The sequence below is a fragment of the Paenibacillus contaminans genome (assembly GCF_003285015.1).
Taxonomy (GTDB): Bacteria; Bacillota; Bacilli; order Paenibacillales; family NBRC-103111; genus Paenibacillus_V; species Paenibacillus_V contaminans.
Genome location: NZ_QMFB01000003.1, coordinates 66,929 through 88,861 on the forward strand (window position 1 = coordinate 66,929; position 21,933 = coordinate 88,861).

At 55.8% G+C, this 21,933-nt stretch carries 18 protein-coding genes and 1 pseudogene; 3 read left to right on the top strand and 16 right to left on the bottom strand.

Translation table 11 applies throughout. The features are described 5' to 3' along the window. Positions 1-35: 35 nt before the first annotated feature. The 5 genes and pseudogenes from DQG23_RS43390 to fni all read right to left on the bottom strand — a co-directional run. A pseudogene (locus tag DQG23_RS43390) lies at positions 36-98 on the bottom strand (SEC-C metal-binding domain-containing protein); the annotation flags it as partial. A gap of 160 nt (positions 99-258) precedes the next feature. Further along, complete coding sequence (addA, locus tag DQG23_RS06905) at positions 259-4,164, bottom strand: helicase-exonuclease AddAB subunit AddA (protein ID WP_113030096.1); 3,906 nt, start codon at positions 4,162-4,164, stop codon at positions 259-261. Beyond that, positions 4,164-7,922 carry a helicase-exonuclease AddAB subunit AddB gene (addB, locus tag DQG23_RS06910; RefSeq protein ID WP_113030097.1) on the bottom strand — a complete coding sequence of 1,253 codons (3,759 nt, stop codon included), beginning with the start codon at positions 7,920-7,922 and terminating at the stop codon, positions 4,164-4,166. Before addB ends, addA begins: the two co-directional genes overlap by 1 nt. Before the next feature lie 184 nt (positions 7,923-8,106). Next, positions 8,107-8,355 carry a hypothetical protein gene (locus tag DQG23_RS06915; RefSeq protein WP_113030098.1) on the bottom strand — a complete coding sequence of 83 codons (249 nt, stop codon included), beginning with the start codon at positions 8,353-8,355 and terminating at the stop codon, positions 8,107-8,109. A 247-nt stretch (positions 8,356-8,602) separates the two neighbouring features. Further along, positions 8,603-9,703 (bottom strand): type 2 isopentenyl-diphosphate Delta-isomerase, encoded by a 1,101-nt coding sequence (gene fni / locus DQG23_RS06920; protein WP_113030099.1) that lies wholly within the window; start codon positions 9,701-9,703, stop codon positions 8,603-8,605. 244 nt (positions 9,704-9,947) lie between these two features. On the opposite strand from fni, the gene DQG23_RS06925 reads away from it, so the two are divergent. Beyond that, on the top strand, positions 9,948-10,634 hold the full coding sequence (locus DQG23_RS06925; RefSeq protein ID WP_113030100.1) for a metal-dependent hydrolase: 687 nt from the start codon (positions 9,948-9,950) through the stop codon (positions 10,632-10,634). Between the two features lie 252 nt (positions 10,635-10,886). On the opposite strand, the gene DQG23_RS06930 is transcribed toward DQG23_RS06925, so the two are convergent. Together DQG23_RS06930 and DQG23_RS06935 are read right to left on the bottom strand one after the other, a co-directional pair. Beyond that, positions 10,887-11,375, bottom strand: a complete 489-nt coding sequence (locus tag DQG23_RS06930) for a CcdC family protein (RefSeq protein WP_113030457.1) — start codon at positions 11,373-11,375, stop codon at positions 10,887-10,889. A gap of 139 nt (positions 11,376-11,514) precedes the next feature. Beyond that, a complete protein-coding gene (locus tag DQG23_RS06935; RefSeq protein ID WP_113030101.1) occupies positions 11,515-12,867 on the bottom strand; it encodes a class I SAM-dependent rRNA methyltransferase in 1,353 nt (450 codons plus the stop codon). Positions 12,868-12,975: 108 nt separating this feature from the next. Between DQG23_RS06935 and DQG23_RS06940 the strand changes: the two genes are divergently transcribed. Then, entirely contained in the window at positions 12,976-13,944 is a 969-nt protein-coding gene (locus DQG23_RS06940; protein ID WP_113030102.1) for a Na/Pi cotransporter family protein, read from the top strand. 21 nt (positions 13,945-13,965) lie between these two features. Here the strand turns inward: DQG23_RS06940 and deoC are convergent, their stop codons facing one another. The 4 genes from deoC to DQG23_RS06960 all read right to left on the bottom strand — a co-directional run bounded on the left by deoC (position 13,966) and on the right by DQG23_RS06960 (position 17,332). Next, the gene (gene deoC / locus DQG23_RS06945; protein ID WP_113030103.1) at positions 13,966-14,649 is read right to left on the bottom strand and encodes a deoxyribose-phosphate aldolase; all 684 of its coding nucleotides are present in this window, start codon (positions 14,647-14,649) and stop codon (positions 13,966-13,968) included. A 1-nt stretch (position 14,650) separates the two neighbouring features. Then, complete coding sequence (locus DQG23_RS06950; protein WP_113030104.1) at positions 14,651-15,079, bottom strand: NUDIX hydrolase; 429 nt, start codon at positions 15,077-15,079, stop codon at positions 14,651-14,653. A gap of 129 nt (positions 15,080-15,208) precedes the next feature. Further along, positions 15,209-16,561 (bottom strand): tRNA (N(6)-L-threonylcarbamoyladenosine(37)-C(2))-methylthiotransferase MtaB, encoded by a 1,353-nt coding sequence (gene mtaB, locus DQG23_RS06955; protein ID WP_113030105.1) that lies wholly within the window; start codon positions 16,559-16,561, stop codon positions 15,209-15,211. Positions 16,562-16,564: 3 nt separating this feature from the next. Beyond that, a complete protein-coding gene (locus DQG23_RS06960; RefSeq protein ID WP_113030106.1) occupies positions 16,565-17,332 on the bottom strand; it encodes a 16S rRNA (uracil(1498)-N(3))-methyltransferase in 768 nt (255 codons plus the stop codon). A gap of 222 nt (positions 17,333-17,554) precedes the next feature. Between DQG23_RS06960 and DQG23_RS06965 the strand changes: the two genes are divergently transcribed. After that, the gene (locus DQG23_RS06965; protein ID WP_146762259.1) at positions 17,555-17,932 is read left to right on the top strand and encodes a hypothetical protein; all 378 of its coding nucleotides are present in this window, start codon (positions 17,555-17,557) and stop codon (positions 17,930-17,932) included. 75 nt (positions 17,933-18,007) lie between these two features. Here DQG23_RS06965 and DQG23_RS06970 read toward each other — a convergent pair whose 3' ends face one another. The 5 genes from DQG23_RS06970 to dnaJ form a co-directional block, all read right to left on the bottom strand. Continuing rightward, positions 18,008-18,706, bottom strand: coding sequence for a site-2 protease family protein (locus DQG23_RS06970; protein WP_337589387.1), 699 nt, complete (start codon positions 18,704-18,706; stop codon positions 18,008-18,010). After that, positions 18,707-19,711: a 50S ribosomal protein L11 methyltransferase gene (gene prmA / locus DQG23_RS06975; protein ID WP_113030459.1), complete on the bottom strand. Its 1,005-nt coding sequence runs from the start codon at positions 19,709-19,711 to the stop codon at positions 18,707-18,709. Between the two features lie 222 nt (positions 19,712-19,933). Next, positions 19,934-20,338, bottom strand: coding sequence for a hypothetical protein (locus DQG23_RS06980; protein WP_113030108.1), 405 nt, complete (start codon positions 20,336-20,338; stop codon positions 19,934-19,936). A gap of 99 nt (positions 20,339-20,437) precedes the next feature. Continuing rightward, on the bottom strand, positions 20,438-20,620 hold the full coding sequence (locus tag DQG23_RS06985; protein WP_113030109.1) for a YfhD family protein: 183 nt from the start codon (positions 20,618-20,620) through the stop codon (positions 20,438-20,440). Positions 20,621-20,766: 146 nt separating this feature from the next. Continuing rightward, entirely contained in the window at positions 20,767-21,894 is a 1,128-nt protein-coding gene (dnaJ, locus tag DQG23_RS06990; protein ID WP_113030110.1) for a molecular chaperone DnaJ, read from the bottom strand. Positions 21,895-21,933 lie beyond the last annotated feature (39 nt).

The window sequence follows — 21,933 nt, forward strand, 5'->3', positions numbered from 1 at the left end:
TATAAGGCGCTTTGTTCTTCAGTAGATTTGTTGATGCAGCATTTTTTGTATTTAAGGCCGCTTCCGCAAAAGCATGGTTCATTTCTTCCGATCGACATAATATCAAGCCTTTCATGTATAGTTAAAGGTGGGGTCAGCAAGATTATACCAGAAATTTGCCAAAAGGGAAAAACGTGTTGCTTGTTTCCCGCGCTTTTTTTGACAAAACGCAACAATTTTCTCGGGTATTCGCCATTGCCGCTATTAATGCTCTACTAGTCACTTTACATCAATTACATACCCGCCGTCAAAAAAGAACAAAACCTTTTCGCTGACCGGCTTCTTCCAGATGTGCTCGACAGCCCGCGCATACAGCTCCAGCTGCACGCGATACCGCTCTTCCAGCTGCTTTGTTTCATACCCTTCCGTTCGATCCGTCTTATAATCGAGCAGAACGATCCCTCGATCGTCCTCGAACAAACAGTCGATAACCCCCTGAATCAGAACGGTCTCCTCAGCCGCGGACTCGTCGGCATCGGGGTACGCTTCTCCGGCCTTCAGCCCATAGCTGAAAGGCGTCTCCCGCAGCACGCGCTCCGCCGCAAGCAGCCGTTTGCCAAACGCTCCCGCGAAAAATCCCGCGATAACATTCGGATCGACCGCATCCGCTTGCTCCTCCGTCATTAGCCGCTTGGCCATCATCTCGTCAAGCGTCGCCCGAACGGTGTCCGCATCAACTTTCCCGCGGAGCGGAATATGCTGCATGACGGCATGAAACGCCGTTCCGCGTTCCGCGCTAGTCAGCTCTTTACGCTCCATAAACCGCGGCCTGCGGAAGGCGGAGCCGGCCGCTGCGGTACGGGGAAGCCCGCCATCCGCTCGCACCCGCTCCAATGGGGCCGCCGTCCAGCCCGCTTCGTCCGATTGACTGTCGATCTTGGCCGTTCTACGTTCATGCAGCCGTTTCATTTCGGTAACGCTCGTTTTTGAAAATAATTGTGACGCTTGCTCGTTCGGATACCGCCAGGCGAGTCTTCTGTTCACTTCGATATCCGCCGTCTCGGCAGATCCGCGAACCGGCCGCAGCTCCCGCAATTCGGCAAGCTTTTCTTCCAGCTCTAGATGCCGTTCTACCGACGCGGCAGCTTCAGCTGCGGCAATCGAAGGCGGCGTTTGCGAGAAACGCCATATGGACGGCTCCTCGCCGAGCCACAGCTGCGCTTTTGGCGGCTCCAGTCCGCCAAGCTCCCGAAGCGGCTTTGCGTGCGGATGGCGAATCAATGCGGGACCAAGCCAATCCAGATAACAGCGCGCCTTGGCCAGCTCATGATCCGGCAGCTCGACCGATTCGCACGTTAGCTGCCGTCCCCAGCGTTCCAGCTGCTTTTGCAGCGATTGCACCGTTCCCAGCAAAATAAGCTTTTCGCGCGCACGGGTAAGCGCCACATAAAGCACCCGCATCTCCTCCGCCAGCGTCTCCAGCCGCATTCTGCGGCGAATCGCCAGCATCGGCAGCGTCGGGTAGCTGACGCGCTGCGAAATATCGACGAACTTCGGGCCGAAGCCGAGATCCTTATGAAGAAGAAAGCTGCCGTTCAAATCCTGCTGGTTAAACATTTTCCCCAAGCCGGCTACGAAAACGATCGGGAATTCGAGCCCCTTGCTTTTATGGATGGACATGATTCTGACGACGTCCTCCTGCTCGCCAAGCGCCCGGGCCGTGCCAAGGTCGCCTCCGCCGTCTCTCATCCGTTCGACGAAGCGAAGGAACCGGAACAGCCCGCGGAAGCTCGTCGCCTCATACTGCCTGGCACGATCGTACAAAGCGCGCAGATTCGCCTGCCGCTGCACGCCTCCCGCAAGCCCGCCGACGAAATCGTAGTACCCCGTTTCCCTGTAAATACGCCAAATCAAATCGGCAAGCGCGCCTTGCCTCGCTTCCTGCCTCCAAAGCTCGAGCCGCTCCAGAAATCGCTTGAGCCGTAATCGGAGAGTGGCTTGCGATTCGATCCCCGCATCTTCGCCATCCGTATCCGATTCGGCATAAGCAAGCAGCGCGGCGAAATACCCGTCTCCTTTGCGCGCCAGCCGGACAAGCGCAAGCTCTTCGCCGTTCAAGCCGACAAGCGGCGAACGAAGCACCGCGGCAAGCGGAATGTCCTGAAACGGATTGTCGATCACTTTCAACAGCGACAACACCGACTCCACTTCCGTAGCGGCAAAATATCCGGTGCTCAGCTCCGCATAAGCCGGAACGCCGAACAGCTTCAGCTCTTCGATCAAAAGCGGCGCCCAGCTTTGCGTCGCCCTCAGCAGGATAACGACGTCACGGAAGGTGGCCGGCCTCATGCCGCCCGCTTTCTTGTCGAAGACGAGCATCGGCTTATCGCCGTCCAGGCCAAGCCGCTTGCGCACTTGCAGCGCAATCGTTCTGGCTTCCAGCTGAGCGGTTTCCAACTCCAGCGTTTCGTCCGGCGCCTCGCCTTGCTCTTGGCTGTCCTCGTCGTCCGCGCCGTCTTCCCGGCGCTCGGCTGCCGCACCGCTTCCGTTCAAGCCGCTATCGCCCGATGATTTGTCCAGCAAAATCAACTCGACGGCCATATCGTCCGATTGATGGAACGCCTCCGGATAATTTGCTCCGTAAACAAGCTCTGCGCTGCGGTCGTAAGCCACCTCACCAACCGCTTCGTTCATCGTCTGCTTAAACACGAAATTGACGGCATCGACAACTTGCCTCCGGCTGCGGAAATTGCAGGCGAGATCGATTCTTTTGCCCGCTCCGCCGCCTTCTTTAGCGTAATTGCGGTACTTTTCCAGAAACAAACCGGGCTCCGCCAGCCGGAACCGATAGATGCTCTGCTTGACGTCGCCGACCATAAACCGGTTGCCTGGCGTATCCTTGGCAATCAGCCCGACGATCGCGTCCTGCACCCTATTCGTGTCCTGATATTCATCAAGCAGCACTTCGACGAATTGTTCGCGGTAATCGAGCGCCGCTTGGGAAGGCAGCAGCTCGTCCGCCGCCGATTTGGAGCCTGTCAAAATTCGCAGGCAAAAATGCTCCAAATCCGCGAAATCGAGCAATCCCTTATCCGCCTTCTCCTGCTGGTACAGCTCCCCGAAACGAAGCACAAGGCCGACCAGCATTTCGATCAGCGGCGCCATGTCGCGCAGCTCCCGCTCGTATTGCTCCGGCGTTCTCGTGAATAATTCCTTCCGCAGCTTGCCCAGCTGCTCCTTCGCACCGTCGCGAAGCGATTTCACCCGCTCCTGCAGCGCTTTATCGTAATGATCGCCCTTACACGGCTTGAGCCGGCCGAACGAGGCCGTCTGCATCCCTTCATACAGACGCTCCCACGATTCCCCGCATGCCTCAAGGAGACGCTCCAACTGAACGAGCTCTTCTTCGATCCCCGCCAAATACGGCTCCGGTCCGCCTGGCTCCCGGCAAAAACGTACCGCTTCGCGGAGCAGACCGACCATGCCTTCCAGCTCAAGCCTAACGTCCGAAAGCAAGCTTGACAGCCACGGGTTCGGCCCGTCCGCATCCGCTTTCCCGAAGCCAGCCGCCATGCCCCGCAGCCAGCTTTCCGGATCGGGATGGCTCCGCGATTCGTCGTAAAGCCGCTGGATCAAAAACATAAGCGGCACATCGCTGCGTTCCCCGCCGAATGAATCGATCAATCGGAAAAACGGGCTGTCCGGCTCCGAATCCGAATAAAACGATTCCATCAGCTCCTCCAGCAAATCTTGCCGCATTAGATCCGCTTCGGTTTCATTCGCAATCCGGAATCCCGGGTCGAGATCGATTAATTGGAAATACCGGCTGATGACATCCTTACAGAAGGAATGGAGCGTCGTAATCGAAGCCCGGCCGATCAGCGCAAGCTGCCGGCGCAAATGATCGGAATCCGGCTGCTCGAGCAGCGCCTTCTCCAGCGCATCGCGAATACGCTCACGCATTTCCGACGCCGCCGCTTTCGTAAACGTCGCCACAAGCAGCCGGTCTACATCGACCGGGTCATCCGGATCGGAGATGCGCCTAATGATCCTTTCGACAAGCACAGCCGTTTTGCCGGAGCCTGCCGCAGCCGCTACGAGCAAATGCTCCCCGCGGCTTACGATGGCGCTCCACTGGTCGTCCGTCCAGGTGCTTCCGGCCGGCTTTTGCATAAGCTTCGTCATTAGGTCTCACCTCCGTTTCGTTTCGGAAGAACGAAAACAGGAACCGGTGCAGAGCCGCCGCCGGTTTTGCCTGCGAACTCGTCTCCGACCGCTTGCCATACGTCTTCCTTGCTTCTTTCCTCCAGCAGCTCGAACCCGTTCCCTTCGAACGCCGCATCGAATTGGCATACGGGCTTGAAGGAACAGAACGTGCAAGCCAGCTTCTTCCCCATGCGAAAAGGCTCGACGGCGCACTGGCCGTTCGTAATTTCCGTTCCGATGCGGCCGATAACGTGCCGTACGTGTCCGCGCAGCTGCTCCCACTGCTCGCCTGTCGCTACCGAGGCGCTTTTGTAGAAGCCTCCGTCCGCCTTCACGGCGACCGGCAGAAGATCGGAATGGCCGTTCTTCTCGGCCAAACTGCCGTCCATAAGCCTTACCGCCTCGAGATCGGCCATCACGAGTCCGCGCATTTTGAACCGTTTGCGCATTTCCGCTTCGACGGCATCGGGCGGAAGCGCGTTGCTGCTCGATATGATCGGATTATGCACATGGAAATAGAGCACGCCGCCGGGCAACGCTTCCGTTCCCAGCCACGATACGGCGTTCGTCAGCACGACGTCCAAATACGTAAGCATTTGCAGCGAAAGCCCGTAATAAACCTCCGACATGCGAAGCGTCGTCGGACTTGATTTGTAGTCGATAATGCGGACATACGTATCGCTTTCGCCTAGCGCCTTGTCCACTCTATCGATCCGGCCCACAAGCTCCATCGTGAAGCCGTTGTCCAATTCGATCCGGTACGAAGGCAATTGTTCGCCTGGTCCGAAGCCGAGCTCAAGCGCAGCCGGCTCGAAAGCACCCCGGCGCGCATGCTCGGCCAGCACGACGGATGCGCGACCCACGACATCTTTCAGCTTGCGGGTCATGTACCGGTAACGCGAGGAGCTTAACAGTATTTGTCCCTGAAGGCGCGGCGCCAGGATATCGACAATATCGTCCACTCGCTGCGCCAGCTGCTCGGCCGACAGCAGTCCCCATGCCAGGTTTTCCTGCTTCAGCTGCTTTGCCAGAAGGCTCAGCGCAGCATGGAACAGCTGTCCGATATCCGGCGCCTCCAATCTGTAAATGCGCCGTTCCCGCAGCTTCAGACCGTAAGAGGCGAATTGCGAGAACGGGCAGGCGACGAAACGCTCCATTCGGGAGACGCTCGCGCGAAGATGACTCCCGTACAGCATCCGGGTTGTATCCAGAGAAAGCGATTTTTCTTCGTTTGTATAATAAAGCGCGCCGATGAGTCCCGTCAGTTTATTGCGCCATTCCGGCTGCAGCGCGAACCAATTGTACAGGCTCCACCAAAGCCCGTCGATCGAAACGCCCCGCATCGCTTGCTTCAGCTGCACGATCAAATGCGAAAGCGTACGTTCCGGGTGAACGACGAAGTCAAGCTGCTCTTCTTCCGTCATCCCTGCAGCCGGTTCGCCTAGCAGCAGCCGGTCCTTGCTGCCGGGAAACAGCGATTTGATTTGCTTTATCGCTTCCGATGGTAGCAGCATTTTGCCTTCCTCATCCGCCATCGGATAGCTCAGCCATAAATAATGAGACGGCGCGCACAACACCGTATAAATCAAAAACTGTTCGTCCAGCAGCTTGCGCCTGCTGCTTTCCGCAAGCGGCAAGCCGGACGCAAGCAGCGTTTCCCGCTCATTCTCGCTTAATACGCCGTCCTCGTTTATCGCTTTCGGCAACACGCCGTCGCTTACGCCAAGGACGAAAGACGCTTTGACTTGAGCGGAGCGGGTCCGGTCGATGCTGCCGATCAGCACCTGATCGAGCGAAGGCGGCACCAAGCCGAGTCGAATGTTCTCAAGTCCCGTCTCCACAAGCTCGGCAAACCAGTCGACGGACAGCTCGTCCGAGCCCATCAGTTCGTCAAGCTCGTCAAATATATCGATGACGCTATCCCACACTTGAGCATGCTCGCGCGCTTTTTCCGGCTGGCCGGCGGCGATGCAGTTTTCGCTCCACCGTTCTAGCTTCTCCGGCGCGTTCACTTCCGTGAGCAGCGTAAATAACGCCTCCGTCATTTGGCGGGCGTCGGCAGCCTTCCGCAGCCGTTTCTCGAAGCCCGCCAGCGGCGATACGACCGCATCCCGGCATATCAGCAGCCTGCGGAACGCCCGCTCCTCCCGACCGCCGGCCGTAGCTCCCGAACGCTCCGGCTTCAAGCCTTCGCCGCTTTGTTCGCCGCTTGCGGCTTCGTCCTCCGCCTCTTCCAGAGAAAAGCTCGTTTTGGAACGCCAATAACGATCGTCCGTCCAGCGGTAGCCTTGTATGCCGTAAGCAAGCACGTAATTTTCCAGCTCATCCATCGCATGCCGATCGATTGCTTCTTCCCCGGAGACTCCCGTTTCAAGAGGCAGCAAAAAATCCGTTTTCACGCAGCGAAAAACAGCGTCATAACGCCAGCTGCCGCGCACAACCTCAAGCGCCGAGCGGATCAGCTCGATTAACGGGTGATGCATGACCGTACGTTTTTGATCAAAAAAGCAGGGAATCCCGTAATCGGCAAACACGGTGGCGAGCAGTTCGCCGTAATCTTCTATATTTCGAACGCGAACCGCCATGTCGCGCCAGCGCAATCCGCCGTCGCGAACGAGTCCGACGATTCGCCTGGCGGCGCCCTCTACCTCAGCACGCCGATGGACGGCAGCATAAATGCCGATTCCCGACACAGCGGATCCCAAGGCTGCAGGAGACAACTTGCCGCCGGCCGGAATGCCCGATTCCATTTCCAACTCCGCATCGATCGGGTAAAGCGTCTTGCGGCGCGATAGCCGCAGGTCGTAATTTCGCTCCAGATGCGCCAGCATCGGACTAGCTATGAAACGCGGCGGCACGTCGCCGTCAAGCATAACGACCTCGGCAGCTCCGCGTCCCATTGTAACGATTTGTTCCTGCAATCGTACCATCGTCATCGCCGTAGGATGGAATAAATTCAGCTCATGAGGCTTCTCGCCCGCACCGTAGGGCTTATCTAGGCAAAGCGTTACGGTTACGCTGCGGCAATGCTTCATACAAGCGGCGACAACGGCTTGCTCCTGCGGCGTAAAGCCGAAAAAGCCGTCTACCCAAACCTCCGCCTCCCTCACCGCCGAGCTGCTGCCGAGACGCGCCGCCAAATGGGCCAAATAATCTTCGCCGTCCAAATAGTGACGGGCAAGCTCTTCCTCGTAATCACGCAATACGATCGACATATCGTGGAGCTTATCCGACAGCAGTGAGGAAATGCCGCGCTTGCCACTCTGCGGGCTTAAATCCCGTTCTCCCTCGCCAAAAAACTGCTGCAGATGTTTATCCAAGCTATCTGCCGAAACGCCGTAACGTTTCAGCTCGCTGTACAACGCGTGGAGCTTCTCGATAAAACCGATTTGCTCAGCCGAAGTCTGAAACAATTTCAACTCTTCCTGACGCTTATGTAAAATACGCTGAAGCAGCATCATTTTACCGGTGTCGCCGATCGGTATGCGCGCCGTATCCCCCGTCTCCTGCATGACGCGCCAGGCCAAACGGCGAAAGCTCAGCACCTGGGCGCGGATCAGGCCGTTCAAGCCCGGCGTCGAGACCAGCGCGTGCTCCGCCTGGAAAGTCGCCTGCTCGGGTACGAGCAGGATAAGCGGATGGCCGTCCGGCCCGGCAAGCAAGCGCTGCCGAATGTCGTCGAGGCATCGCATGCTTTTGCCGCTGCCCGAGCGCCCCAGCACAAATCGAATGGTCATGGCGGGATAACCTCCTAAACTACCTCTCGTGAAATGCCCACTTTCCGGCAATCCATAGCCTTTAAGCTCCGAATCCGGCCGTAGAAAGCGGCGTATCGTAGTATTCTATCATATTTGAAGACAATCTAGGATCGTTTATATCCATAGAGCAAGATAGCATATGTTGGCATTCTCCGGATCTCGTCTATCCCTTTCGTTTGCTGTTGCGAAGCATGACGATCGTAAATAAAATCATGGAGAGCGCGAAAATGCCGATCAAAAATACGGCAAAGCCCCAGCTCGCCAAATTTTGCATCCAGCTGCCGGTCGATTCCTCTCCCTCGCAAGCGCAAGCTTGAACGGCAGAGCCTATGAAAACCGTATACATCGCAAAAAATGCGACTGCGCCGATTCCAGCAGCGTATATGCCTTTATGTTTGGCTTTCCCTTTCAACCTTATCATTCCTTTACTGTCTTTTCGTCAAGACTGCTTAATCGGTACAACACTCCTATTATACCAGAGACGGCATACCAACCAATAATAGTTGCTCGTCGAACAACAACAGCCGCATCGGCCGTCGGGCGGCCTAGCGGCTGTTTCGTATCCGTACGGAGCACAATGCAAGTACGGGTACCCTAAACCTTCGGGCAAAACATGATTCCGCGAGCATCGGTTCCTGACAGAACCGGGGTCGCTTCCGTCATAAGCCGGACATTTCCAGCCTATTCGTCTCCTTCAGCTCGCGAATGGTCCCGGCTCCAATGCCGAACATGGCAATGCGCAGCTCCAGCTCCAGCTTGCCAAAAAGCGCTTCGATAAGCTCCTCCGAATCGACCGCGGCTGCCAGCAAAGAACGGCCGAAGCCGGCCAAATCCGCACCGAGCGCTATCGCCTTGGCGGCATCGACGCCGCTTTGCACTCCGCCGCTGCCGATCACAACCGCATCCGGCACGGCCGTTCGAACGTCGCGAATGCATTCGGCGGTCGGAATTCCCCAATCGGCGAACGCTTCGGCAGCCGCTTTGCGGACGGCATCCCGCGAACGGTGCTTCTCCACCTGGCTCCAAGACGTGCCTCCCGCGCCGGCAACATCGATGAACGATATCCCCGCCTCGGCAAGCTTTCGCGCCGATTCGCCGTCTATACCCCATCCCACTTCTTTAATCCCGACGGGCACGTGAAGCGATTTGCAAACTTGTTCGATTCGATTCAGCAGCCCGCTGAAATCGGTATCGCCTTCCGGTTGAAACGCCTCCTGCAAACTGTTCAAATGCAGAACGAGCGCATCCGCTTCCGCAAGCTCGACGGCATGCCTGCATTGATCGGCGCCGTAGCCGTAATTCAGCTGAACGGCGCCAAGGTTTGCAATGACCGGTATCGTAGACGCGACCTTCCGGATACGAAACGTATCTGCCAGTTCCTCTTTTTCAATTGCAGCCCGCATGGAGCCGAGCCCCATCGCCCATCCCCGCCGCTCCGCAGCTGCAGCCAGCCGCATGTTGATGACGGCCGCTTCCTTCGTCCCGCCGGTCATCGAGCTGACGAGTAAAGGCGCGCGCAGCGTTTTATTCAGAAAAACGGTCGATAACGAAATGTCGGCCAATCGTCGCTCCGGCAAAGCATTATGCCGGAACCGGTAGCGCTCGAAGCCGGTTCGAATCCTTTCTCCGCCCACGTCGCGGTTTAGACAAATCTCGATATGCTCGGCCTTTCTCGATTCGGTAACGGCGGCGGAGTCCGCGATCGTTCCGCTTCCTTCCGTCGCGCTTGCTTGGCCGTTTACATGTTCGTACGCTTTCATGCGCTTCCCCTCTCGGTCCATCCTCATGGCCTGTTCTTCACAGCCGTTCACGTAAAGCCTCTCGTATCGGGCTTCGCTTTACTCTAGCATAACACAATGCGATATTTTTCCCAAGGTTCGCTTCATTTTCGGGGCTCGGTATAACCCCCGTGAAGTATTGCCGTCAGCACATATCTTAAACTTTACGAAAATAAGGTATAATGGAGAAGACTTTCCATTTCCGAACTTTGAGAGGAGTCTATCGATGAAAATTACGTATATCGGTCATTCTGGTTTTGTTGTTGAAGCGGACGGGCACCGCGTGGTCATCGACCCTTTCCTGACGGGAAATCCGCTTGCTGCCGTGAAGGCGGAAGACGTCAAGGCGGATGCCGTTCTGCTCACTCACGGCCATTCCGACCATATCGGAGACGCGCTGCCGATCGCACTCGCTAACGGCTGCCCGATCATATCGAATTTTGAGATTGCCGCTTATTTCTCGGCCAAAGGCGCGGAGACGGTCGGCATGAACACGGGCGGAAGCTGCGCGTTCGAATGGGGCTCGATCAAATGGACGCAAGCGTTCCATAGCTCCAGCATACAAACGGAGGACGGTACCCTGATTTACGGAGGACAACCGTCCGGGCTGCTGTTAACGATGGGCGGCCGCACGTTTTACCATACAGGCGACACCGCCTTATTCAGCGATTTGAAAATGATTGGCGATCGCCATGCGATCGACGTTTGCGCCTTGCCGATCGGCGATTTTTATACGATGGGTCCCGACGATGCGCTGCAAGCGGCCGAATGGGTTCACGCCAAGCTTTCCATCCCGATCCATCACAGTACGTTCCCGGGAATCAAGCAGGATGCGTTGGCATGGGTCGAACGCCTGGAAAGCATAGGGCTGCGCGGAATCGCGCTCCAGCCCGGGCAATCGACGGAGGTTTAGCCCGTCGGAAGCAGCGGCATGTTCTGCAAGCGAGTTGTTTGCCGCATGTGTATGAACGGACGAATTTGACGAGCATATTGCAAAAAAAGCCTGAAGAGGATGTTCGTTCATCCGCTTCAGGCTTTTTGGCATGTAACCGAGCTTATATTCCTTGCCGTCTCCGAATCACTCTCTGAGCATCGGCACGGCAACTGCCTCCTTGTGCGAAATGCAATTCTTTCGCCAGGTTTGCGGCGCGAAGTCTTCGGCTTTTTACTCCGCCCCCGAATCGTTCGCGGTTTTCATACGAAGCACGCTGCGGTATTTGACGAAGCTGACGATCCGCCAAGGCACGATGTAGCAGACCGCAAGCAGGAAGAAAAGAAAAAGCATTGTCGCCTGATCGATTCCTCCGATATAGTTGCGCAGCGCCAGCCGAATAACCAGCAGCCCTGCGAGCGCGGCGATGAACGCTTTGCTTCGCTTCGCATAGATGTTCCCGTCCTCGCGTATTTCGTAATTCGTCGTGACGATCATCGGTATGGACAACAGCAGACCGAGGGCGATCGTTACAAGCGCCTCCTCTAATGTCACGTGAATGTCCGGACTTGACAACTGAACAAATCCGATAGACATAAAGATAGGAGGCAAGACGAGACGAAGTCCCGAGCCTTTCATCGGCACCCGCATGGCTCTCGTTCTGCGCCAGAGGATAAGCCCGAATACGGCTACAATCATGAATAATGTAGAATTCCCAGTCATTTCGATCACCTGTATATGCAAGAGTTATGCAAGTATTGTACCTTTTTGCGGAATGCCGCAGCAACTGACTATTTGCACCTTTTCATCCTGACCATAGTAACAACGGCCTTGGCTTCGCCAGCCAAGACCGCAGTATCCGCTATTTGCTCGTCACTTCGAAAACGGCGAACTTCAAGTAATTTCCTTCATCCACGCCCAGCACATGAGGATGGTCTTTGCCGGCCGCGCGCCACTCGATCAGCCGCAGCGTTTTCCCGGCATCGGTCGCCGCTTCGTGGATCGTTTGCAGGAACAGCTCCGGCTTCATATGGTACGAGCAGCTTGCGGTAACAAGAAAGCCGCCTTCGTTAACAAGCTTCATACCGTGAAGATTAATATCCTTGTAGCCGCGGCACGCCCCTTCCACGGCGCTCCGCGATTTGGCGAAGGCCGGCGGATCCAAAATGACGACGTCCCACGTGCGTCCGCTCTTCTCCAGCGGCTTCGACGTGTCCACCTTCTTCCCGGCGGCCTGCCCGCGCAAGCTTCGCTCATCCGCACCGCGCACCTGCTCCCGCAAATAATCGAAGGCGTCCGCGACGACGAATTCGACGCGGTCCTCGAAGCCGTTCAGCGCGACATTGCGCCGGGCGCTATCGATGGCATGCTCGGAAATATCGAGGCAGGTCACCTTCTTGGCTCCGTATTTGCAAGCATGGAGCGTAAAGCTTCCGGTGTGGGAGAAGCATTCCAGAACGGTCGCGCCGTCCCAATACGGAAAAGTGACGACTTTGCCGTTGGCGTTAACCGGCACCATTTCGCCGTTATCCGGATTCTCCTTCAGCTCGATGCCGCTGCGGCGCCCCCATCCTGTCATAAGCGATGCTATTGATGCGCGGTTCTCACGCTGATCGAAGAAATAGCCGGTTTTTTGCCCCTCTTCAATGTCGACTTCGAGCTGGAGGCCGTTCTCCACAATGCGGACATGCCGCGGGCATTGTCCGTAAATAAGCCCCTTCGTTTGCGGGAGCCCTTCCAGCTCGCGAACCGGCACATCGCTTCGCTCGTATATGCCGGATGGCTGCATAACGTCAACGAGCGCTTGAACGATCGCATCGCGCCGCAGGTCCATTCCTAGCGTAAGCAGCTGAACCACGAGAACATCGGCGAATTTATCGACGACAAGTCCCGGCAGCATATCGGCTTCGCCGTGAACGAGCCGGAAGGAATCGGTATTCGTTACGAAACGGCGGCGAAGCTCCAAGCATCGCGCGAGCCGATCGGCGAAAAAAGCCGTATCCATGTCGGCGATGTGCGTATGCGAGATGACGCGGCTGACGATCTGTGACTGCGGGTTATAGTATCCGGTCGCCAAATACGCGCCTTTATGGTTATGAATCGGCACAAGGGAGCCCGGTGCCGGTTCGCCTTCGATACGGTCGACCTCGCTGCGGAAAATCCAGGGATGGCCCTGCTCCAATCTTTTTTTGCGTTGTTTGTTCAATACGATCATAGGTCGGTTTTCCTCTCCGTTCCGTTCGTTCGCTGAATTGCTTTCGTCATTCCTAGAGATGGCCAAGCATATAATGGGATGATGTTTCGGGAAAGGAGACAAGCGGTTATGTTCAGATCCGTCATTATTCCGCTGCTTATAGGATTGGCCGTCTTTATCGCCGGCATGAAGGTGATGGAGCTTTCGCTTCACGCGCTTGCAGGCAACCGTCTGCAGCGGCTGCTGGAGCGATTTACCCGCACCCCCGCACGCGGCATGCTGACCTCGACGGCGCTGACAGCGGCGCTGCAAAGCAGCTCGGCCGTCACGGTCATCGCGATCGGCCTTGTCAATGCCGGTTTCATGAGCTTCCCGCAGTCGCTCGGCATTATTCTTGGCACGAATATCGGCACGACGCTGACGACCGAGCTGCTCAGCCTCGATATCGCCCGATATGCGGTACCGCTGTTTGCGGGCTCGGCGGCCGTGTGGGTACTCTCGGCGCTTACCGCAGCGATCGCCAAAACAAACGAGCGAACGGTAAACGCCGCCCGCTCGTTCCGTCATGGAGCCATTGCGCTAAGCGGCTTCGCTTGCGTCCTCCTTGGCATGGAGACCATGCAGGCGGTTATTCCCGAGCTTCGCGAACGGGGGGTCTTTACATGGCTCGTCCAACAAGCGCAGCACAACGCCTTGTGGGGCATTGCGGCAGGAGCCGCAATCGCCGCTCTCATACACTCGAGCGCGGTCATCATCGTGATGGCGATGGGCCTCGCCGCATCGCAAACGATTTCGCCCGAGCTTGGCATCGCGATCACGATCGGCGCCAATGTCGGCACATGCGCAACGGCGCTCGTCGCCAGCATCGGCGGCAGCCGCGCGGGCACGTGGGTCGCATGGAGCCATGTCACGTTAAACGTAGCGGGCGCGGTCTTGTTTTATCCGTTCATCTCGGTTCTCGCCGCGTTTACGGCTTTATTCGCCTCAAGTCCCGGGGAGCAAGTCGCGCATGCGCAGACGCTGTTCAACCTTATCGGGTCGCTGATTGCCTTGCCCTTCTGCTATTTGCCGATATGGAGCAGACTGAAGTCGACTTGAACGCCGCCGGCGCGCCTCGTTTCAGTAAGCGGCTTGTCCCGCCGTTCCGGATACGATCGCAATCCCCGAGCTCGTGCCGATACGCGTCGCTCCCGCTTCGATCATCGCCAGCGCGGTTTGTTTGTCGCGAACGCCACCCGACGCTTTTACCCCGGTCGCCGGCGCTACGGAGGCCCGCATCAATCGGATGTCGTCAACCGTCGCACCGCCCGGTCCGAAGCCCGTCGACGTTTTGACGTAAAGCGCACCCGCCTGCTCGCTGAGCCGGCATGCGATCCGCTTCTGCTCCTCGTTCAAATAACCTGTCTCGAATATGACCTTGACGAGCGCCGATCCGTTCACCGCCTCGACAACGCCGCGTATATCGCGTTCTACGGCCGCGTAATCGCCGTCCAGAAGCCGGCCGACATTCAGCACCATATCGATCTCGGAAGCCCCGTTCTCCACGGCATCCGCCGCTTCGAACGCTTTCGTCCGGCTGCTCATCGCTCCGAGCGGAAATCCCGCAACGACGCTGATCCGAACGCCAGAGCCGTTCAATCGTTCTTGGCAGAAACGCGTCCAGCCGCCGTTCACGCAAACGCTAAAAAAACCGTATTGCATCGCTTCGTTGCAAAGCTTCTCGATCGCCTCGGCACGGGCATCCGGCTTGAGCAGCGTATGATCGATGTAGGATGCAAGCGGTTCGCCTTCCATTCCCGTCATCTCAATTCACCTCGTAACCGAGCCGCTGCAGCGCTTTGCCGAGCACCGACTCATTGTTTCCGTATCCGGAATGCTTTTGCTTCAGCCATGCGTCTAACGGATGCAGCCACTCCACGCCGCGAATCTCTTCGATTTGCGCCTGCAGCTCCCCGCCGGTCGCTTCCACTAAATAATAATGCACTTCTTTGTCTACGATCCCCTTCTCCGGGAGCGAAAACTGATAAGCGATCGTTTCTAACGGCTCGACGATTCGTCCTTCGATACCGGTCTCCTCCAAAATTTCGCGCAGCGCCGTTTGCTCGACCGTTTCGCCCGGCTCCATTTTCCCTTTCGGAAGCGTTATTTTACCGTACCGATCCTGAATCATCTGTATTTGCAGCGTTTTATCCTTGTGCCGATACACGACACCGCCAGCTGAAATTTCCTTCACGCTTTCATCCTCCCTGTACGTAAGCCTGATTTTCCAATCCGCCTATTATGTATGCTTGGGAAAACAGAAGGACTTCATTCCCGTAATAGCCGGAACGAAATCCTTCCCCCATGAACTGCTGCCAAATCTTTAAACGATAACCGCGGCATTCATTCCCGCGGCAGGCGCTAACGAACGGACGAACGAACCTTTGCACTCGTTGACGCCCGCCTCCGTAATTTTCACTTTGACGAGCTCGCCGATCATCGATTCCGGTCCTTCGAATACGACCTGCAAATAATTGTCCGTATACCCCATAATCAAGCCGCTTCCCGGCGCTTCCTTGTAAACCCGCTCCGGTATGACCTCAAGCACCTGCCCGACAAAAGGCTGTGCGTATTGCAGCTGCATCCGCTCGGACAAATCGATCAGCTCGTGAACGCGGGCGTTTTTCACTTCCTCGTCGATCTGATCCTCCATCCTCGCCGCCGGCGTGCCGGTCCGCTTCGAATAAGGGAATACGTGCATTTCGGCAAACTGCATTTGTTCCATGAAACGGTAGCCGTTCCGGAACATTTCTTCGGTTTCCCCCGGGAATCCGACAATAACGTCCGTCGTAATGGCCGCATCGGGCATAATTTTGTGAATCAGCTCGATTTTGCGTCCGAACTCGGCGGTCGTATATTTGCGGCGCATCCGCTTCAGCACGTCGTCATCGCCCGCTTGCAGCGGAATATGGAAGTGCCGGCACATTTTATCCGAGCCCTTGAGCACTTCAAGCACTTCTTCGGTAATTTGGCTCGCTTCGATCGAGCTGACGCGCAGCCGGCTGATTCCGTCAACCTTATCCAAATCCCACAACAGCTTAGCCAAGCTGTAGCCTTCCAAGTCTTCGCCATAACCGCCGGTGTGAATACCGGTAAGGACGATTTCCTTGTAGCCGGCGTCTACAAGCTGCTTCGCCTGCTGCAGTACGCTTTCCGGCTTGCGGCTACGAAGAAGCCCGCGCGACCAAGGAATGATGCAGAACGTGCAGAAATTGTTGCAGCCCTCTTGAATTTTCAAAAATGCGCGCGTCCGGTCCGAAAACTCGGGAACGTCCAGCTCTTCGAATTCGCGGGTTTTCATAATGTTCCGAACCGCGTTGATCGGCGTACGCTCCGCTTGGAATTGCTTGATAAGCGGAATGATTTTGTCACGGTCCTGCGTGCCGACAACGATATCGACGCCCGGAATGGCCGCTACTTCGGCCGGCGACGTTTGCGCATAACAGCCCGTGACGGCGATGATCGCTTCGGGATTGCGGCGAATCGCGCGGCGGATGACCTGACGGCTCTTTTTATCCCCCGTATTCGTTACCGTACACGTATTGATTAAATAAACGTCTGCGGTCCGCTCGAAATCGACTTGCTCGTAGCCTTCATTTTTGAACAGCTGCCAGATGCCTTCGGTTTCGTAAAAGTTAACTTTGCAGCCTAGCGTGTGAAATGCAACCGTCGACATAAGTCAACCTCCCATCTCTCCTGATTCATATAGAATGCACGTTACTCCGACCAATGCAGCCGTTTCCGTGCGCAAAATGCGTTTGCCAAGGCTGACCGGCTTGCAGCCCGCCCGTTCGGCTTCGGCTATTTCCTTCTCGGTAAAGCCGCCTTCCGGACCGATAATCAACAACACTTGCTTCGGTAACCCGGATTTTTCGCCCTGTTCGCCGACCGTACCGCGAAGCAGCTCGCGAAGCTGCAGCTGCCCTTCCTTCTCGTAGCAAATAAGCGCAAGCGCGAAATCGCCCGCCCGCGCGAGCAGCTGCTTCCAGCTGTGCATCGACTCGATGCCGGGAATCCGGTTCCGATGCGCTTGCTCTGCCGCTTCCTTGGCGATTTTATGCCAGCGCTCGAGCCGCTTCGATTCCTTGCGCTCGTCGTATTGAACGATCGTCCGCTCCGATATGAACGGGATAAAACGGGAAGCTCCGATTTCCGTTCCCTTTTGAATGACCGTTTCCATTTTGTCGCCCTTCGGCAAGCTTTGCGCCACCCAGACGTTGACATCGGGCTCGCTGGTCATGGACAGCGATTCGACGATCGCCGCCTCGACCGTATCCTTGCCAAGCTGCGTTATTTCCACGAGCGCTTCACGCTCGCGTCCGTCGCTGCAAATAAATGTATCGCCGATCTCCGCCCGCATAACACGGGTCAAATGATGGGCGTCGTCTCCCGTAACCGTAATCCGATCGGCTTCGAACCGGTCCGGAGGAATAAAATACCGCTGCATCTCGCATCCAACCTTTACAAAAGTTCCAACCTTCATCTTACAACTTTTGCGGCCGGAATGCCACTCTTGACACGAAATACCTGCGCGTGGCGATGGAAATCGCCATACCCGTTCTCCCTTTCGATTGCACATCAAAATAATATTCGTTAAATATCAAAACCACTCGATTATTCTCGTTTCTTCCGATATAATCATATTTATAAATCGAATATCGGAGGGGTTATGATGCACCAAGAGCTGCTTGAAGCGCTCCGCGCCGTCGTAAAGGCGGAAACCGGGCTGCTGCGCAATGAACTGATGGACCGTTTTACGATGTTGAACGGGCGGCTCGAGCAAATTCATATACGCGTCGACAACCTTCACAATGAACTCTACGATATGCGCAGCGAGTGGAAATTGTGGAGCGAAAGCTTCCGTAATCCGGAGCCGGCCAAAGAGGAAGCCGGTACGGAATCGGACACCCTGAGCGATACGGATGCGACGGCGCTTCATTCGGCAGCTTTGGCGGAGCGCTTTGCCACGAAGCGCGATATTCATTATTTGGCATCCAAGCTGGGTGTGCACGAATTGGAAATCGATCGGCTGAAGCGAGTCAATTGACCGAGCGGCGTAACCCTTCCGGGAACGGCCAAAAGCCGCCGTACGATTACGGCAGCTTTTACCGAAGGGCTTGAATCAATAGGATGGAAGGATCGAAAATCCGAAAAAGACGGCAAGCAGATCGTTCATCCCTTTAAGAATCGAATTGGACAGCGAATATAGCGGGTAAATCGTCACCTTCTTAAGCGGCGGGAGGAACACGATAAGCAGAAATACGTATATGCCCCACTGCTCGTATTGGCTGATTTTCAGCTGCGTGCGCAGCGGCAAAAAGTTTTTGACGATGCCATATCCGTCAAGCGGCGGCAGCGGAATCAGGTTGAATATAAACAGCATCATATTAAGCTGTATCAAAAGTCCGAGGAATAGCAGGATCGCTTGCGCGCTGCCGCCGGAGATCGAGTCCTTCAGATCGAATGCCTGGAACAGAAAAACCAGCAATAGACCGATAAACGCAATGATTAAATTGCTGACAGGTCCTGCCGCAGTCACGATAATGTCCATGAGCCGCGGGTTTTTGAAGTTGCGGCGGTCGATCAAGACCCCTTTCGGCCAGCCGAAGCCTATCAGAAAGATCATGATCGTTCCAAAAAGACTAAGATGATAGCGGGGATTCAGCGTCACCCGTCCCATGTTCTTGGGCGTCGGATCGCCAAATTTATAAGCCGTATAAGCATGCGCAAATTCGTGGACGGTGAAGCCTACGACCAGCGCTAAGAATACGAAAGGCAACTCTTCCCAACTATAAAAAAGCAATCCGTTCAACTGGTCCACCTACCGCTTTCTGGCGACGATTGCCACCCAATCTAATTCATAATAACGCTCTTCCACCGTAAGCCCGGCAGCCGTCAACGCTTCCTCCACCATCGGCCGTTTGGCTTCAATAATGCCTGATGCGATGTACGTCCCGCCTTGCGCAAGCGCCTTGTAAACATCGTCGACGAACATGACGACTACTTCCGCCAAAATGTTGGCGACGACGACCTGAACAGGCAGCTCGACGCCCAGCGCCTCATTCCCTTGCGTTTGCGCTTGTCCGCTTTCTTCCGTCACCATTCCGCCCGCGCGCAAAGCTTGCAGCAGATCGCTTTCCGCAACGGTAATTTGCGGCTCCAAGCCGTTCAGTATCGCATTCTCCTTGGCGCTCGAAACCGCTACAGGGTCCAGATCCAGCGCAAGCACGTGTTTCGCCCCCAGCTTTGCTGCAGCGATCGCCAATATGCCCGAGCCCGTACCCACATCGATGACGTAATCACCTGGACGCACGACTCTCTCGATCGTTTGGAGGCATAGCGCCGTAGTCGCATGCGTGCCTGTACCGAATGCCATGCCGGGATCCAGCTCGATAACGAGCTCCTCCGGCTGCGGCTCGTACTCTTCCCAAGTCGGTTTAATCGTCAGGCGGTCCGAAATTCTGATCGGTTTAAAATAGGCCTTCCAAGCATGCGCCCACTCTTCGTCATCCACCTCTATGCAATCGATTGCCGGATTTCCTGCATCGATCCCGTATTCGGCGAGCTCGTCGATTCGTTTCTTCAGCTCCACCGTCGTTCCCGCCATATCCGAACCTTCGGCAAAATAACCTTTGATCACGACTCGTCCTTCGGGAATATCGTTCAGCGGCAGCTCGTACCATTCTCCATACGTCGTATCGCGGGGTTTATTGAGCGTACCCGATTCCTCGATCGAAACGCCGCCCGCGCCCAGCTCGTGAATAAAATTCGAAATCATCTCGACCGCTTCCTCGGTCGTATGTACCGTCAATTCATGCCAACGCAAAATAAACACTCCTATTCTATTCTCCACTGAGCCGCTTCAAAAGTTTAACAGCCGCTCCAAATCTAATTGTACTATACAAAAAGCCGAAAAAAAACCAAGAAGATGTTTCGTATAATTCGTCAATCGAAAGATAAGCGAAAAAATAAAAGCAAATCGGAATCTGCCGAGTTCCGGTTTGCTTTTTCTTCATTCCTTATGTAAATACAAAAGCCGTCGCCGTCTTCAAATGAGACCGCCGCCTTGTTCAATCAATCGGCACGCCTTCTCGAACATCGCTTCGTCGACGATCGCTGTAAGCGATATGTTTCTCATCGCATAAGCGGAATTTCCATCCGCTTCGCCGTCGCGCCTTAGCATATCCGTCCCTCCGCTCATGCCGCTCGCATTCGGATCCGCAGCCATTAAGACGGCCGCATCCGGCGAGGATGGCGAAGCGTCCATCGTCAAACCCGACAAACCGGTAACGAAACCTGTCAGCGGATTCATGCCCTCAAAGGCGTGATCGTCCGGAAAACCTTCGACACGGCCGACTTTTACATCGGCGATACGAAGCGCAGCAAGCTTAGTTTGTATTCCGAGCGCTTCCTCCGGGCTATGGAAATACGCCAAAATCGCCTTCTCCGGCATACGGCCGACCTCCTTAACGCTTCCTTCGGAGATATGCGTTCAGCTGCAAGTTGATGCGTACAGCTTACTCATGTTCCCATTGAAGGCTGCATTGTATGTTTACTGCTCCGATTGACCGTTTTGCCCCGCTTGACGGTTGTTGGCTGCAGCTGCGCGCTGAGCGGCTTCACGATCCGCTTGATCGGCGAACGCTTCGGAAAATTCGACGTCCTCCGCAGATGCAACCGGCAGATTGCGGTTAGCTTGCTGCTGCTGTTCACGGTTGTTATTGTTATTAGCCATATATTACCCTCCCTTCCGCCTTCGGCGCATAATAAAGCACCGTCTTATTATGCTGTTTCCATTTCGTTTTATACATTCGGAAGGTATGCACAGAAAAAGAAGCAAGAGAGCGTCAATCGCTCCCTTGCTTCACTTAATGCTGCCAATTAGTCGCCGAGAAACGCTTTTTTCATCCGCTCGAACAGCGACTGGTTTTGCTCATGCGTATGCTCTCCGCCCAATCCGGCAAATTTGCGCAGCAAATCTTTCTGCTCATCATTCAGATTGGTCGGCGTCACAATGACGACTTTGACGTGCTGATCTCCCTGACCGTATCCGCGCAGCTTCGGAACCCCTTTTCCTTTCAGCCGGAAGTAGGTGTCCGTTTGCGTACCCGCAGGAATTTTAAGCTTTACTTTCTCGGTCAGCGTCGGGATTTCAATCTCATCGCCCAAAGCCGCCTGTGCAAAAGTCAACGGTACCTCGCAGTAAATATCGTCGCCTTCGCGTTCGAAAAATTCATGCGATTTAACGCGGATGACAATGTAGAGATCGCCGGCCGGACCGCCTTTCGTTCCCGGCTCGCCTTCTCCGGAAACGCGCAGCTGAGCGCCGTCGTCCACCCCGGCCGGTACTTTAATATGAATTTTGCGCTGTTTTTTGACTTTACCGCTGCCGTGGCATTCGCCGCACTTGTCTTTGATCGTCTGGCCTTGCCCGTTACATGCGCTGCATACCCGGCGATTGACAATTCGTCCGAAAGCCGTGTTTTGAATGACTTCCTGCTGGCCGGAGCCCTTACAAACCGTACACGTTTCAGGCTTCGTTCCCGGCTTGGCGCCGGATCCGTGGCAACGGTCGCAAGATTCCGTACGAGGAATCGTAATGTCCAGCTCCTTGCCGAACACCGCTTCCTTGAACTCGATCGTCATTGAATATTGCAGATCATTGCCTCGCTGCGGTGCGTTCGGGTTGCGCCGACCACCGCCACCGCCGCCGAAAAACATATCGAAAATATCGTTGAAGCCGCCGCCGAAATCTCCGCCGTTAAAACCGCCGCCGCCCATTCCTTGATTCGGATCGACATGGCCGAAGCGATCATAGGTCGCTCTCTTCTGATCGTCGTTCAGTACTTCGTACGCTTCCTGCACTTCTTTGAATTTCACTTCCGCATCCGCGGCTTTGTTGACGTCCGGATGATACTGGCGGGCGAGCTTGCGATAAGCTTTCCTCACATCTTCCCCGGAAGCATCCTTCCCAACGCCAAGCACTTCGTAATAATCGCGCTTACTCACCTATCCACCCCCAAAAAACAACCGTATATACGCAATAAG

What these genes read in the sequence shown, in the direction of transcription:
- addA (WP_113030096.1), bottom strand. Translation starts at nt 4,164, where the DNA reads ATGACGAAGCTTATGCAAAAGCCGGCCGGAAGCACCTGGACGGACGAC.
- addB (WP_113030097.1), bottom strand. Translation starts at nt 7,922, where the DNA reads ATGACCATTCGATTTGTGCTGGGGCGCTCGGGCAGCGGCAAAAGCATG.
- fni (WP_113030099.1), bottom strand. Translation starts at nt 9,703, where the DNA reads ATGAAAGCGTACGAACATGTAAACGGCCAAGCAAGCGCGACGGAAGGA.
- DQG23_RS06925 (WP_113030100.1), top strand. Translation starts at nt 9,948, where the DNA reads ATGAAAATTACGTATATCGGTCATTCTGGTTTTGTTGTTGAAGCGGAC.
- DQG23_RS06930 (WP_113030457.1), bottom strand. Translation starts at nt 11,375, where the DNA reads ATGACTGGGAATTCTACATTATTCATGATTGTAGCCGTATTCGGGCTT.
- DQG23_RS06935 (WP_113030101.1), bottom strand. Translation starts at nt 12,867, where the DNA reads ATGATCGTATTGAACAAACAACGCAAAAAAAGATTGGAGCAGGGCCAT.
- DQG23_RS06940 (WP_113030102.1), top strand. Translation starts at nt 12,976, where the DNA reads ATGTTCAGATCCGTCATTATTCCGCTGCTTATAGGATTGGCCGTCTTT.
- deoC (WP_113030103.1), bottom strand. Translation starts at nt 14,649, where the DNA reads ATGACGGGAATGGAAGGCGAACCGCTTGCATCCTACATCGATCATACG.
- mtaB (WP_113030105.1), bottom strand. Translation starts at nt 16,561, where the DNA reads ATGTCGACGGTTGCATTTCACACGCTAGGCTGCAAAGTTAACTTTTAC.
- DQG23_RS06960 (WP_113030106.1), bottom strand. Translation starts at nt 17,332, where the DNA reads ATGCAGCGGTATTTTATTCCTCCGGACCGGTTCGAAGCCGATCGGATT.
- DQG23_RS06965 (WP_146762259.1), top strand. Translation starts at nt 17,555, where the DNA reads ATGATGCACCAAGAGCTGCTTGAAGCGCTCCGCGCCGTCGTAAAGGCG.
- DQG23_RS06980 (WP_113030108.1), bottom strand. Translation starts at nt 20,338, where the DNA reads ATGCCGGAGAAGGCGATTTTGGCGTATTTCCATAGCCCGGAGGAAGCG.
- DQG23_RS06985 (WP_113030109.1), bottom strand. Translation starts at nt 20,620, where the DNA reads ATGGCTAATAACAATAACAACCGTGAACAGCAGCAGCAAGCTAACCGC.